Source organism: Roseomonas sp. E05, from assembly GCF_030063475.1.
GTDB lineage: Bacteria > Pseudomonadota > Alphaproteobacteria > Acetobacterales > Acetobacteraceae > Pseudoroseomonas.
In genome coordinates, this window is the sequence record NZ_JASIRT010000002.1 from 157,548 (window position 1) to 169,785 (window position 12,238).

A 12,238-nucleotide genomic window follows, 5' to 3' on the forward strand; every position below is an offset into this window, starting at 1 on the left:
AGGCAAGCTTCGCGGGAGGAGGGTGGGCTAGAGCCGCCGCATCGGCGCCGGCGGCAACTCCGCCAGCAACTCCTCAACGCGGCGGCCGAGCCGCGGATGCACCCAGCCCGGCGCCACCTCGGCCAGCGGTTCCAGCACGAAGCGGCGCAGATGCGCGCGGGGGTGCGGCAGGACCGGGTCCGGCGCGTCCCGCAGCGTGTCGCCCATGGCGATGATGTCGAGGTCGAGAGTGCGCGGCGCGTTGGGATAGGGGCGCTGCCGTCCCGCCACCTGCTCCAGCCCCTGCAACGCCGCGAGCAGCGCCGCCGGCTCCAGCGCCCCCTCGCAGCGGGCCACGCCGTTGACATACCAGGGCGCGCCGGGCGCGGGCGGCTCCGGCGCCGTCTCCCACCAGGAGGAGAGGGCGGTGACGCGCAGGCCGGGGATGCCGTCCAGCGCCGCCGCCTGGCAGCTGGCCAGCGGCGCCGACCCGTCCAGGCCCGGGAGGTTGGCCCCGAGCGCGATCAGGATCATATGCGCCGCCGGAGCATGGGCCGCCGCGCCTCAGATCTTGCCGGCGAAGTCGGGCGCCAGGCGCAGCGCATCGGTGGTGTCGAAGTCACGCAGCACGGCGTCGTTCGCCATCTCCACCTCGGCCACGCGGTCGGCGTATTTCCCGACCAGGTGGCGGGCGCCGACATCGCCGGTGATCTCCATCATCTCCGGCAGGAACTCGCGCGACCACAGCATCGGGTTGCCCTGCTTGCCGCGGAAGGTCGGCATGACGATGGCGCGGCCCTCCTCCGGGTCGAAGGCGCTGATCAGCCGGTCGAGCATGGCGCCGGTCACCAGCGGCATGTCGCCGAGGCAGACCAGCACGCCCTCGGTCTCCGGTGGCAGCGCCCCCAGCCCGGCCTTGAGCGAGGCGGAGAGGCCCTCGGCATAGTCCTCGGTATGGGCGAAGATCACCGGCCTGCCGGCCAGCGCCTCCTCCACCCGCTCGCTCTCATAGCCGGTGACGACGATCACGGGGCGGGCGCGGCTTTCCAGCGCGTTGCCGACCACGCGGGCCACCATCGGCACGCCCTTGTCGTCGGATACCAGCAGCTTGTTCAGCGGCGCCATGCGGCGGGAGCGGCCGGCGGCCAGCACCAGCACCGCCACCTGGCGCGGCCGGCGCGGCGCGAGCGCCTGCACCGCCTGCCGGGAGGCGGCCTCACGCGGTAAAGGGCGGCTGTCGATCTCCTTCAGCAGCCCGCCGACGCCCATGCCGGCGATGTCCTTCCCCGTCACCGGCAGGCCGGCGAAGAGGCGCTGCAACACCCAGTCGAAGCCGTTCAGCTTGGGGCTGCGGGCGCAGCCGGGCAGCACCAGGGCGGGAATCTCGCCGATCCGGCCGAGGCAGATCAGGTTGCCGGGATCGACCGGCATGCCGAAATGCTCGATCCGCCCGCCGGCGCGGACGATGCCCGCCGGGCCGGCATCGCGCCGGTCCACCACGGCGGAGGCGCCGGCCACCAGCAGCATCTCCGCCCCGGCCTTCTTCAGCTTGCCCAGCGCCTCGGCGATGGCGCCCTCCTCGTGCCGGCAGCGCTCGGGCGGCAGGAGCTGGCCGGCGAGGGCCGCGACGCGCGCCTCGGTGGCCTCCACGGCGCCTTCCATGATGCTTTCCTTGAGGCCGGGCAGCTCGGTCAGCACCAGCCCGACCTTCAGCGGCCGGAAGGGATGGATGGCAAGTGCCCTCCCGCTGCGCGCCACCACCTCCGCCACCTGCAGCACGCTGCCCGGCACGGAGAAGGGGATGACCTTCACCGTCGCCAGCATCTCGCGCGCCGAAACCGGCGTGTAGTTGGGGAGCGTGGCGAGCGTCAGCCCCTCGTCCAGGGCGTTCAGGCGGTTGACCAGGGTGGTGTCCACCACCAGCAGCCCGGCGGCATCGGCCTGGATGTTGACGCGGCCGGTGGCGGCGCGGGTGCGGGCCAGCAGCGGCCCGAGCAGCGCCTCGCCGAGGCGATGGGCGGCCTCGTTCTCCGGCACGTCGCCGGCTTCCAGCCGGGCGGCGATCACCTCCGCCTTGTTGGCCTCGCGCAGCGCGGCGATCGCCTCCTCGTCCAGCACCGTGCCCTTCTTCAGGACACGGCCCGGCAGGCGGAGCGTGTGGGCCAGGATGGCGCCCTGCGCCTCGTTGAGCGGTGTCGGGCCGAACTTCATGCGGAAACCCTGTCGGCCAGCGCGGCGCCGCGGCGGCGGGCGACGATCTCGGCCAGGATGGAGAGCGCGATCTCGGGCGCGGTCACCGCGCCGATGGACAGGCCGACCGGAGCGGCAACGCGGCCGATCTCGGCCTCCGTCAGCCCGGCCTCGGTGAGCCGGGCCACCCGTTTGGCATGGGTGCGCCGGCTGCCCAGCGCGCCGATGTAGAAGGCCGGGCTTCGCAGCGCCACCTCCAGCGCGGGGTCGTCCAGCTTGGGGTCGTGGGTCAGCGTCACCACGGCGGTGCGGGCGTCGGGGGCGAGCTTCGCCATGGCCTCGTCCGGCCAGTCGTCCACCAGGGTGACGCCACGGCCGAAGCGCTCCTCGGTGGCGAAGGCCCGGCGCGGGTCGATGACGGTGACGGCGAGGCCGAGCCCCGCCGCCATCGGCACCAGCGCCTGGGCGATGTGCACGGCGCCTACCACGATCAGCCGCATCGGCGGGTTGTGCGGCTGGATGAACCAGGCCGCCTCCTCATGCTGCAGCGTGGTGGCGGCATCCTTGGCGAGGGCGGCATCGGCCGCCCCGGCCAGGGCGGTGGGCGCGGCCTCGTCCGGATAGAGGAGCTGGGCGCCATCGGTCAGCCGCGTCAGCACCGCGACGGCACGGCCCTCCACCCGTGCGGCCTGCAGCCGCTTGAGGAAATCGGCCTCCATCTCAGCGCTTCCCGTCCAGCCGCTCGACGAAGACCTTCAGCTTGCCGCCGCAGGCGAGGCCGACCTCCCAGGCGCGCTCGTCGCTGATGCCGAAGTCGAGCAGCTGCGGCTTGCCGCTCTCCATGGTCTGGCGGGCGGCATCGGCCACCGCGCCCTCGATGCAGCCGCCGGAGACGCTGCCCGCCATTCGCCCGGAGGCGGTGACGGCGAGCTGCGAGCCGGCCGGACGGGGCGAACTGCCCCAGGTCTCGACCACGGTGGCGAGCGCCACCGTCTCGCCATGGGCGAGCCAGCTGGCGGCGGTGGAGAGGATGTCCTCCTGATCGCTCATCGCATTCCTCCCGAAACAGGGCGCGGCGCACGGGCGGAGAGGGTCTCGACCAGGGCGCGCAGGCTGTCGATGTTGTGGACCGGGCGATGCTCATGCACCAGGGGGAGCATGACACGGATGCCCTGCGAGCGCGGCTGGAATCCGGCGAAACGCAGCAGCGGGTTCAGCCAGACCAGCCGGCGGCAGGAGTTGCGCAGCCGCTCGGTGGCGGCGCCGAGCCGCGCCAGCTCCTCTGCGCCGCCGCGCTCCAGCCCGTCGGTGATCAGCAGCACCACCGCACCCTGGCCGAGCACGCGGCGGGACCATTGCTTGTTGAACAGGTCGAGCGCCTCGCCGATGCGGGTGCCGCCGGACCAGTCCGGCACGATATGGCTGACCATCTCGAAGGCCATCTCCGGGTCGCGGTGGCGGAGCTGGCGGGTGATGTTGGTCAGCCGCGTGCCGAACAGGAAGCTCGCCACACGGTCGCGCTCGTTGGTCACGGCATGCAGGAAGTGCAGCAGGATCTGCGCGTAGCGCGCCATGCTGCCGGAGATGTCGCAGATCACCACCAGCGGCGGCGGGCGGACCACCCGCTGGCTGCGGCGCAGCTCCAGGATCTCGCCGCCCTGGCGCAGGCTGGCGCGCAGCGTGGCGCGCAGATCCGCCCGGCGGCCGGCCGGGTTGGGGCGGAAGCGGCGGGTCGGGCGGGCGTCGAGCGGCAGCACCAGCTTGCGGATCTCGGCCTTGGCGGCGGCGATTTCCGCGGCGCCCATCGCCTCGAAGTCCATCCTGCGCAGCGCCTCGCTGGCGCTGACGGTCAGGGTGGCGTCGAACTGCCGCTCCTCCCTGGGCGGCTCAGGCGGGGGCGGCGGGCGGTTGCCGGCCATGGCCTCGGCCAGCCGGCGGCTGCCCGGCCCCGGCTTCGGCGGCGGCTTGCCGGCCTGCATCGCCTCCATGGCGGCGGCATGCTTCCCCGCGTCGGGGTCGCGCCAGTAGATCAGGAAGGCATGGTCGAAGATCTCGCCATGCTCGCGCCGGCGCACCAGCGTCGCGCGCAGGGCGGCGCGCACCTCCTGGCGGTTGCCGATATCCACCAGCGTCAGCGCCTCGGCGGAAGCCAGCATCTCGGCCGGGCCGACCGGCAGGCCGGCGCGGCGCAGCAGGCGGCCGAAACCGAGCAGGTTGGCGGCGAGCGCCCCGCTCATGGCGCGCGCGCTGACCGTCTCGGAAGGCGCCGCATCAGAACGGCATGGCCGGCCGCGGCGCCGCGGCTTCCTTGGCCACCTCGACCAGCCGTGCCGCCTCGGCGCCGCGCAGCTTGGCGATGTCGTCCTGGTACTTCAGCAGGGCGCCGATGGTCTCCTCCACCAGCGCCGGCTCCAGCTCCTTCGCGTCCAGCGCGCGCAGGGCGGCGGCCCAGTCGATGGTCTCGGCCACGCCGGGATATTTGAAGAAGTCGCCGGAGCGCAGCGCCTGCACGAAGGCCACCACCTGCGCCGACAGCGTCTCGGAAAGCCCGGGATGCCGGCTGGCCAGGATGGCCCGCTCGCGCGCCGCGTCCGGGTAGTCCACCCACTGGTAGAGGCAGCGGCGGCGGATGGCGTCATGCACCTCCCGCGTGCGGTTGCTGGTCAGCACCACGATGGGCGGCGTGTCGGCGTGGATGGTGCCGAGCTCGGGGATGGTGAGCTGGAAATCCGCCAGCACCTCCAGCAGGAAGGCTTCGAAGGGCTCGTCGGCGCGGTCCAGCTCGTCGATCAGCAGTACCGCCGGCGGGCCGGCGAGGGCGGCCAGCAGCGGCCGTTCCTGCAGGAAGCGGCGGTCATAGATGCCGCGCTCCAGCTCCGCGCGCCCTTCGGGCGTGTTCGCCGCGCCCGAGGCCTCGGCGAGGCGGATCGCCATCAGCTGCTGGGCGTGGTTCCACTCATAGGCGGCGGCCGAGAGGTCCAGCCCGTCATAGCACTGCAGCCGCACCAGCCGCCGCCCGAGGCCCGCGGCCAGCACCTTCGCGATCTCCGTCTTGCCGGTGCCGGGCTCGCCCTCCAGGAACAGCGGCCGGCCCATGACCAGGGCGAGATGGATGGTGGTGGCCAGCGCCCGGTCGGCGACATAGCCCCCGGCCGCGAGCAGGTGTTCGGTCGCCTCGACGGTGCGGGGGAGCGTGCCGCTCATGCTCAGCCCAGCACGAAAAGCAGGAAGAGGATCACCAGCCAGACCAGCGAGCCGAACCAGAACACCACCGGCAGGCCGAAGATGTCCCGCGGCAGCATCGAGAAGAGTGAGAGCTGCGGCGGCGAGCCGGGCGAGGAGCCGGGCACGGCGGCCGGCGGCGAGGGGCGCGGACCGGCGGCGGCGTCCACCTTGGCCACCTCGGGATGCAGCGGACCGGTCTCGCCCAGCACCCTGTCGCCCATGCGCGGGGCGGAGAGGGTGGCGGCGGCCAGGCGCTCCTCGGCATCGGCGGCGGCCACCGGCTGCACCGCGACATTCTCGGCGAAGCGGGTGAAGAACTGGTCGGCCATGGACTTGGCGGTGCTGTCGATCAGCCGGGCGCCGAGCTGCGCCATCTTGCCGCCGACCTGCGCCTTCACGGCATAGCGCAGCAGGGTGGCCTGCGGGCCTTCCTCCTCCAGGCTGACATCGGCGCCGCCCTTGGCGAAGCCCATGGCGCCGCCATTGCCCTCGCCGCTGATCGTGTAGGAGGCGGGCGGGTTGAGGTTGCTGAGCTGCACCTTGCCGGTGAACCGCGCGCTCATCGGCCCGATCTTCATGGCCACGCGCGCCTGGAAGGCGTCATCGCCCACGCGCTCGACCGACTCGCAGCCGGGAATCGAGGCGCGCAGGATCTCGGGGTCGTTCAGCCCCTCCCAAACGGTCTGGCGGGGCGCCTCGATACGCCGTTCACCGGTCATCTCCATGCGGCATTCTCCCTCTCTGCGGGCTGAAGCTAGGACGTGCGGGCCTCAGGGGGAAGTCCACCCCCTCCCGAGGAGACCCGGGCGGGCCGCTGCGGGCGGCCGGCCGGGTTGGCGCCCTGGGCAGGGCTGGTGTAGGGCAGGGACCCGGGAAAACGGACGGCCCCGCCTCCGCGGCGGCTGCGCTGACAAAGAGGAGAGGCCATGCCAGGAGGCGCGTTGCGGCGCTGGGCCGCGTCGCTGGGGGCGATGCTGCCCGTTCTGTTGGTCGCCGGGCCGGCTCTGGCCGCAACGGGGGAGGAGGCCGCGCCCTCGCTGCTCTGGGGTGTGCCCTTCGCCGGCATGCTGCTGTCCATCGCGCTGATGCCGCTGCTGGCCGGCCATATCTGGCACCACCACTACGGCAAGATCGCCGCCGGCTGGGCGGCGCTGTTCCTGGTGCCCTTCGCCGCGCTGCACGGGCCTGACGCCGCCTGGCATGAGTTCACCCACGTGCTGATCGGCGAGTACCTGCCCTTCATCACCCTGCTCCTGGCGCTCTACACCGCCGGCGGCGGCGTGCTGCTGCGCGGCACCCTGGTGGGCACGCCGGGCGTCAACACGGCGCTGCTCGCGGCCGGCACGGTGCTGGCCAGCATCATGGGCACCACCGGCGCCTCGATGGTGCTGATCCGCCCCATGCTGCGGGCCAATGCGGGACGGCGCCGGAAGATGCACAGCTTCGTCTTCTTCATCTTTCTGGTGAGCAATATCGGCGGCAGCCTGACCCCGCTGGGCGACCCGCCGCTCTATCTGGGCTTCCTGCAGGGCGTCTCCTTCTTCTGGCCGACCGAGCACCTGTTCAGCGAGTTCCTGTTCTCCGCGATCCTGCTGCTGGCGGTCTACTGGGTGATGGACAGCTGGCTCTATGCCCGCGAGCGCCGGGAAATCGTCGAGGAGGCCGCCGAGGAGGCCGCTGAGCACGACCACGTGGCCGACAGCGACCACGAGCCGCTCGGCATCGCCGGCTGGATCAATGTCGGGCTGCTGGCGCTGGTGGTGGCCGGCGTGCTGATGCAGGGCCTCTGGCTGCCGGGCGAGGTGACGCTGCTCGGCCAGCCGATCGGCCAGGAGCGGATCGCGGCGATGCTGCTCTTCCTGCTGATCACCGCCGCCTCGGTGCTCTGGACGCCGGCCGGCATCCGCGAGACCAACGGCTTCACCTGGGGCGCCATCCTGGAGGTGGCGAAGCTCTTCGCCGCCATCTTCCTGACCATGGCGCCGGTGCTGGCCATGCTGAAGGCGGGGCTGGAGGGGCCGCTCGGCGGGCTGGTGGCGATGACCACCGACCCGAACGGACAGCCGATCCCCGTGGTCTATTTCTGGCTGACCGGAGGGCTCTCCTCCTTCCTGGACAACGCGCCGACCTACCTCGTCTTCTTCAACCTGGCCGGCGGCGACGCCGCCCACCTGATGAGCGACGGCGCGCTGACCCTGGCCGCGATCTCCTGCGGCGCGGTGTTCATGGGCGCCAACTCGTATATCGGCAACGCGCCCAACTTCATGGTGAAGGCGATCGTCGAGGAGCAGGGCGAGCGGATGCCGAGCTTCTTCGGCTATGTTGGCTGGGCGCTGGTCTTCCTGGTGCCGACCTTCATCCTGGTCACCCTGCTGTTCTTCTGAAGCGAGAGAGGATGCGCCCATGCCCTACGTGATCGCCGACGACCTGCCGGACGCCCCCGCCGGTCAGCGCTTCCGCGCCCTGCTGGAGCGGCCGCAGATCCTGCGCATGCCCGGCGCGCATCTCGGCATCGCCGCGCTGCTGGCCAGGCGGGCCGGCTTCGAGGCGCTCTACATGTCCGGTGCCGCCATGTCCGCCGCCATGGGCCTGCCCGACCTCGGCATGATCACGGTGGACGACGTCGCCTGGCACATCCGCCAGGTGGCGCGCGCCTCCGGCCTGCCGGCGCTGGTGGATGGCGACACGGGCTATGGCGAGGCGCTGAACGTCATGCACATGGTCCGCAGCTTCGAGGAGGCGGGTGCCGGGGCGGTCCACCTGGAGGACCAGCTGCTGCCGAAGAAGTGCGGCCACCTGAACGACAAGAAGCTGGCCGATGCGCGCGACATGGCAGCCAAGGTCGCCGCCGCCCGCAAGGCACGCCGGCACCTCTACCTGATCGCCCGCACCGACGCCGCCGCGAGCGAGGGCATCGACGGCGCCGTGGCCCGCGCGAAGCTCTACCTGGAGGCGGGGGCGGACGCGATCTTCCCCGAGGCGCTGACCAATGCCGAGATGTTCCGTGAGTTCGCCCGCCGCATGCCCGGGGTGAAGTTGCTGGCCAACATGACCGAGTTCGGCCGCACGCCCTTCTTCACCGCCGAGGAGTTCGAGGCGATGGGATATGCCATGGTGATCTGGCCGGTCAGCCACCTGCGCGTCGCCGCCAAGGCCATGGAGGAGCTGTACGACGCCATCAACCGCGATGGCGGTACGCAGAACATGCTCTCCCGCATGCAGACCCGGGCCGAGCTCTACGACACCATTGGATATCACGAGTACGAGGCGTTGGATTCCACGCTGGTGCGGACCGTGGTGCCGCAGGGCATGCCCGACCAAAAGGGGTAAGTCGCCCCGGCCGTTGCTGATCGGGACGGGCGCAGGCGCAAAATACGATCACTCCGCGTTATTCGTCCGAGCGGCCCCGCCAGCAGATGGCGGGGCCGCTTTTGCGTTGTGGAGCCAGCCACATCCATGCTTCGCCCGCTGCAACGAAGCCGCTGCCGAGGCTCGTGCGGTCATGTCCGCCGCCGCGCACCCGGCCCGACCCCTCCCGCGTGCTGGTGGTCCCGGACCCGACCCTCTACCCCTGGCGCATCGTGCGGGCGAATGTCGCCCTCGGGCCGGAGGCGCGCGGCCTGCTGAAGCGGCAGGGCCACCGGGCGCAGCAGGCGATCGACACGGTCGGCCTGACCGGCTTCGAGCAGGCCTATCCGCACCAGCTCTCCGGCGGCATGGCGCAGCGCGTGGCGCTGGCCCGCGCGCTGGTGAACGATCCGCGGCTGATGCTGCTCGACGAACCCCGGGGCAAGCTGGACAGCCTCACGCGCCTCGCCATGCAGGGAGAACTGGTTCGGCCGTGGCAGCGCTCGGGCATGACGGCGCTGCTGGTGACGCATGACGTCGAGGAGGCGCTGATGCTGGCGCAGCGGGTGGTCATCTTCGGGCCACGGCCGGCACGGATTGTCGGCGAGCTGGTGGTGGACCGGCCGCATCCGCGCCACCGGGATGACCCGCACCTCATCGCCCTGCGCCGCGAGGCGCTGGCCCTGCTCGGGCTTTCCGGCTGAAGGCGTTGCGGGGCAGGGCGCTTCCCGTGCCCCGCGCGACCGTCATCGCAGGCCCAAGGCCTCCAGCACGGCGAGGTCCACGCCGCTGCCGGCGGGCAGACCCTCCTCGGCGCGCAGGGTGGCAAGCGCCGCCAGGCTGCGCCGGCCGATGATGCCGTCAATCGAGCCGTCATAGAGGCCGCGCGCCCGCAGCGCCCTCTGAACGGCCTTCAGATCCTCCACTTTGGGAGCGAAGGACCCCGGCTCCTCCCAGGGCACGCAGCGCTGCGCGCGCTCCAGCCAGGCGAAGCGGTCCTGCAGCCCCACCAGTCCGCCATTGATGCGGCGCGTCACGCCGGCGAAGTCCCCCTGGTCGCAAAGCGGGTTGAGGCGCTTCCAGTGCCAGAAGGCACAGGCGACGGCCAGCGCATGGGCCGGGTCATTGGCAAGATCCGGCCATTCCTCCAGGGGCAGCCCGGCCAGTCCGCCGACCTGCCGGTAGGCGTCCCGTCCGGTGAGCTGGATGTAGCCCCGGCCGCGGTAACGGAAACCGTCGCCCGGACGGTCATTGCCCATGCGGCCGCCATACACGGCTTCAGCCAGCTTCTCCGGATCGCGCGCATAGGGTTCGGCGGCGGCAAGGATGGGGAAGCGGCGCGGCCAGACCTGCATCAGTCGTGCCGCCGAATAGCTGAGGCATTCCTCCCGCGCCTGCAGGCCGACGGACTCGTGGCCGAGCTGCGCGAGGAAGAAGTGGCAGCGTTGCCGGCCCGCATCCAGCCCGCTCCGGCGGAACAGCGCGGCGGCGGTGGTGGCGAAGGCAGCGAGGTGGTCCGGGTGGGCTTCGGTGTAGAGGCTGCGGAGTTGCGGAAGGGAGAGCATGGCGGGGCCCCTTGGCAGGAATAAGTCTTTATTCCTATAATCTGCCCAAGGGCGATTTGAAAGGAATTTTTTCCTTAAAAAAAATGCCTGCGGCGGCGCAGGTCTCACCAAGCAGCCACTCACGGCAGCGTGATATTCGGGTTTCCTTAGGAATTGGAGGCTATTTTGGGAACACCTCAGCCATTCCTCCCAAGGCGAAATCTTGATGCTTTTCCGCGATCTTTTCGGCCGCCGGAACCGTGCCATCCTGCATGCCGCGACCCGCTCCCTGGCGGTCATCGAATTCGCCCTTGATGGCACGATCCTTGATGCGAACGACAACTTCCTGCGGGCGATGGGCTACACTCTCCCGGAGATCCGCGGAAGGAAGCACGCGATCTTCGTCGATCCCGCCCAGGCTGCGAGCGCCGAGTATCGTGTCTTCTGGGAGGAGCTGCGACAGGGCCGGCACAAGGTCGCAGAGTTCCGCCGGCTGGCCAAGGGCGGGCGGGAGGTCTGGATCCAGGCTTCCTACACTCCCATCCTGGACCGCGGCGGCAAGCCCGTGGGGGTGGCAAAGTTCGCAATGGACGTGACGCAAGCCAAGCTGCAGGCAATTTCCGATCAGGCTCAGGTTGCCTCCATCTGCAAGTCGCAGGCGGTTATTCGCTACGCGATGGACGGCACCATCAAGGATGCCAACGAACTCTTCCTGAAGGCGGCGGGCTACTCGAACGAGGAGATCGTCGGCCAGAACCATCGCATGCTCGTGTTCCCCGAGCAGGCTGCCAGCCGCGAGTACTTCGAGTTCTGGGAGAGGCTTCGCCAGGGCGAGTACGTGGCTGGAGAATACAAGCGGCGTGGCAAGCACGACCGGGAGATCTGGATCATGGCGGCCTACACGCCCATCCTGGGCCTGGACGGGAAGCCTACCGAGGTCGTGGCCTTCGCCACCGACATCACGGAAAGCAAGCTCCGCAACGCCGACTTCCAGGGGCAGATCGAAGCCATCAACCGGTCGCAGGCGACCATTGAGTTTAAGCTGGATGGAACCATCCTGGCGGCCAACGGCAACTTCCTCAGGGCAATGGGCTACGACCTCGCGGAAATCCGCGGCAAGCATCACAGCATCTTCGTCGAGCCGGACTATGTCGCCACGCCCGACTACAAGGCCTTCTGGGCCAAGCTGCAGCGCGGCGAGTTCCACGCGGCCATCTACAAGCGCCTGGGCAAGGGCGGGCGGGTGGTCTGGATCTCCGCCAGCTACAACCCGGTCCTCGACCTTGATGGCAAGCCCTGCAAGGTGGTGAAATTCGCCACCGACATAACGGTGCGCATGGAGGCCCGCAGCAGGGCCATCCGCTTCGCCGATGAGACCCTGAACAAGGTCCGCTCCGTCGCTGCCGCGGTCGAGGAAATGAGCGCCTCGGCCGCGCAGATCGCCGAGACCATGCAGCGGTCGCACACCGTCGTCGATGAGATCACCCGGCAGGCCGGCGATGCCAATCTCGCGACGCAGCGCCTGCGCTCGGCGGCGAGTTCGATGGATCAGGTGGTGCAGCTGATCCGCTCCATCGCCTCCAACATCAGCCTGCTGTCGCTGAACGCGACGATCGAATCGGCGCGCGCCGGTGAAGCCGGCAAGGGCTTCGCCGTGGTGGCGAACGAGGTGAAGCAGCTGGCCAATCAGACCACCGCCGCGACCCAGCAGGTGGCGCAGGAAATCGAGGCCATGCAACTCGTCTCCAGCGAGGTCGCGAGCGCTCTTGGCGCGATCGGAACCTCCGTCGAATCCCTGCTCCAGTTCGTCAGTGCCGCCAGCGGTGCGGTGCAGGAGCAGAGCTCGGCGACGCTCGACATCTCGTCCAACATGCAGGCCGCTTCGACCGATGTCGCCGGAATCAGCCGCAGCCTGAGTGAGGGTTCCGAGCAGGTCGCCTGAGGCTCCGGGG

At 70.7% G+C, this 12,238-nt stretch carries 12 protein-coding genes; 4 read left to right on the forward strand and 8 right to left on the reverse strand.

Annotated elements, in window-relative coordinates; all coding sequences use genetic code 11:
* Positions 1 to 27: 27 nt before the first annotated feature.
* From folK to QMO56_RS03200, 7 genes are read right to left on the reverse strand one after another with little or no spacing between them, the layout of a single operon-like run.
* On the reverse strand, positions 28 to 513 hold the full coding sequence (gene folK, locus QMO56_RS03170; protein WP_283523586.1) for a 2-amino-4-hydroxy-6-hydroxymethyldihydropteridine diphosphokinase: 486 nt from the start codon (positions 511 to 513) through the stop codon (positions 28 to 30).
* Between the two features lie 30 nt (positions 514 to 543).
* Positions 544 to 2,190 (reverse strand): molybdopterin-binding/glycosyltransferase family 2 protein, encoded by a 1,647-nt coding sequence (locus tag QMO56_RS03175; RefSeq protein ID WP_283523587.1) that lies wholly within the window; start codon positions 2,188 to 2,190, stop codon positions 544 to 546.
* Entirely contained in the window at positions 2,187 to 2,888 is a 702-nt protein-coding gene (locus QMO56_RS03180) for an XdhC family protein (RefSeq protein ID WP_283523588.1), read from the reverse strand. The genes QMO56_RS03175 and QMO56_RS03180 overlap by 4 nt, the downstream gene beginning before the upstream one ends.
* 1 nt (position 2,889) lies before the next feature.
* Entirely contained in the window at positions 2,890 to 3,219 is a 330-nt protein-coding gene (locus QMO56_RS03185) for an XdhC family protein (protein ID WP_283523589.1), read from the reverse strand.
* Entirely contained in the window at positions 3,216 to 4,406 is a 1,191-nt protein-coding gene (locus QMO56_RS03190; RefSeq protein ID WP_283523590.1) for a VWA domain-containing protein, read from the reverse strand. The genes QMO56_RS03185 and QMO56_RS03190 overlap by 4 nt, the downstream gene beginning before the upstream one ends.
* Before the next feature lie 34 nt (positions 4,407 to 4,440).
* The gene (locus tag QMO56_RS03195) at positions 4,441 to 5,373 is read right to left on the reverse strand and encodes a MoxR family ATPase (protein ID WP_283523591.1); all 933 of its coding nucleotides are present in this window, start codon (positions 5,371 to 5,373) and stop codon (positions 4,441 to 4,443) included.
* A gap of 2 nt (positions 5,374 to 5,375) precedes the next feature.
* Positions 5,376 to 6,119, reverse strand: coding sequence for a carbon monoxide dehydrogenase subunit G (locus QMO56_RS03200; protein WP_283523592.1), 744 nt, complete (start codon positions 6,117 to 6,119; stop codon positions 5,376 to 5,378).
* A 201-nt stretch (positions 6,120 to 6,320) separates the two neighbouring features.
* Here QMO56_RS03200 and QMO56_RS03205 point away from each other — a divergent pair, with 201 nt between their 5' ends.
* From QMO56_RS03205 to QMO56_RS03215, 3 genes are all read left to right on the forward strand, one after another.
* Positions 6,321 to 7,778, forward strand: a complete 1,458-nt coding sequence (locus tag QMO56_RS03205) for a sodium:proton antiporter (RefSeq protein WP_283523593.1) — start codon at positions 6,321 to 6,323, stop codon at positions 7,776 to 7,778.
* 19 nt (positions 7,779 to 7,797) lie between these two features.
* Positions 7,798 to 8,724, forward strand: a complete 927-nt coding sequence (gene prpB, locus QMO56_RS03210; protein WP_283523594.1) for a methylisocitrate lyase — start codon at positions 7,798 to 7,800, stop codon at positions 8,722 to 8,724.
* Between the two features lie 164 nt (positions 8,725 to 8,888).
* Positions 8,889 to 9,446: an ABC transporter ATP-binding protein gene (locus QMO56_RS03215; protein WP_408906495.1), complete on the forward strand. Its 558-nt coding sequence runs from the start codon at positions 8,889 to 8,891 to the stop codon at positions 9,444 to 9,446.
* Between the two features lie 42 nt (positions 9,447 to 9,488).
* On the opposite strand, the gene QMO56_RS03220 is transcribed toward QMO56_RS03215, so the two are convergent.
* Positions 9,489 to 10,307: a glycoside hydrolase family 19 protein gene (locus tag QMO56_RS03220; protein ID WP_283523595.1), complete on the reverse strand. Its 819-nt coding sequence runs from the start codon at positions 10,305 to 10,307 to the stop codon at positions 9,489 to 9,491.
* 205 nt (positions 10,308 to 10,512) lie between these two features.
* On the opposite strand from QMO56_RS03220, the gene QMO56_RS03225 reads away from it, so the two are divergent.
* The gene (locus tag QMO56_RS03225) at positions 10,513 to 12,228 is read left to right on the forward strand and encodes a PAS domain-containing methyl-accepting chemotaxis protein (RefSeq protein WP_283523596.1); all 1,716 of its coding nucleotides are present in this window, start codon (positions 10,513 to 10,515) and stop codon (positions 12,226 to 12,228) included.
* Positions 12,229 to 12,238: the final 10 nt, after the last annotated feature.

What these genes read in the sequence shown, in the direction of transcription:
- folK (WP_283523586.1), bottom strand. Translation starts at nt 513, where the DNA reads ATGATCCTGATCGCGCTCGGGGCCAACCTCCCGGGCCTGGACGGGTCG.
- QMO56_RS03175 (WP_283523587.1), bottom strand. Translation starts at nt 2,190, where the DNA reads ATGAAGTTCGGCCCGACACCGCTCAACGAGGCGCAGGGCGCCATCCTG.
- QMO56_RS03180 (WP_283523588.1), bottom strand. Translation starts at nt 2,888, where the DNA reads ATGGAGGCCGATTTCCTCAAGCGGCTGCAGGCCGCACGGGTGGAGGGC.
- QMO56_RS03185 (WP_283523589.1), bottom strand. Translation starts at nt 3,219, where the DNA reads ATGAGCGATCAGGAGGACATCCTCTCCACCGCCGCCAGCTGGCTCGCC.
- QMO56_RS03190 (WP_283523590.1), bottom strand. Translation starts at nt 4,406, where the DNA reads ATGAGCGGGGCGCTCGCCGCCAACCTGCTCGGTTTCGGCCGCCTGCTG.
- QMO56_RS03195 (WP_283523591.1), bottom strand. Translation starts at nt 5,373, where the DNA reads ATGAGCGGCACGCTCCCCCGCACCGTCGAGGCGACCGAACACCTGCTC.
- QMO56_RS03200 (WP_283523592.1), bottom strand. Translation starts at nt 6,119, where the DNA reads ATGGAGATGACCGGTGAACGGCGTATCGAGGCGCCCCGCCAGACCGTT.
- QMO56_RS03205 (WP_283523593.1), top strand. Translation starts at nt 6,321, where the DNA reads ATGCCAGGAGGCGCGTTGCGGCGCTGGGCCGCGTCGCTGGGGGCGATG.
- prpB (WP_283523594.1), top strand. Translation starts at nt 7,798, where the DNA reads ATGCCCTACGTGATCGCCGACGACCTGCCGGACGCCCCCGCCGGTCAG.
- QMO56_RS03220 (WP_283523595.1), bottom strand. Translation starts at nt 10,307, where the DNA reads ATGCTCTCCCTTCCGCAACTCCGCAGCCTCTACACCGAAGCCCACCCG.
- QMO56_RS03225 (WP_283523596.1), top strand. Translation starts at nt 10,513, where the DNA reads ATGCTTTTCCGCGATCTTTTCGGCCGCCGGAACCGTGCCATCCTGCAT.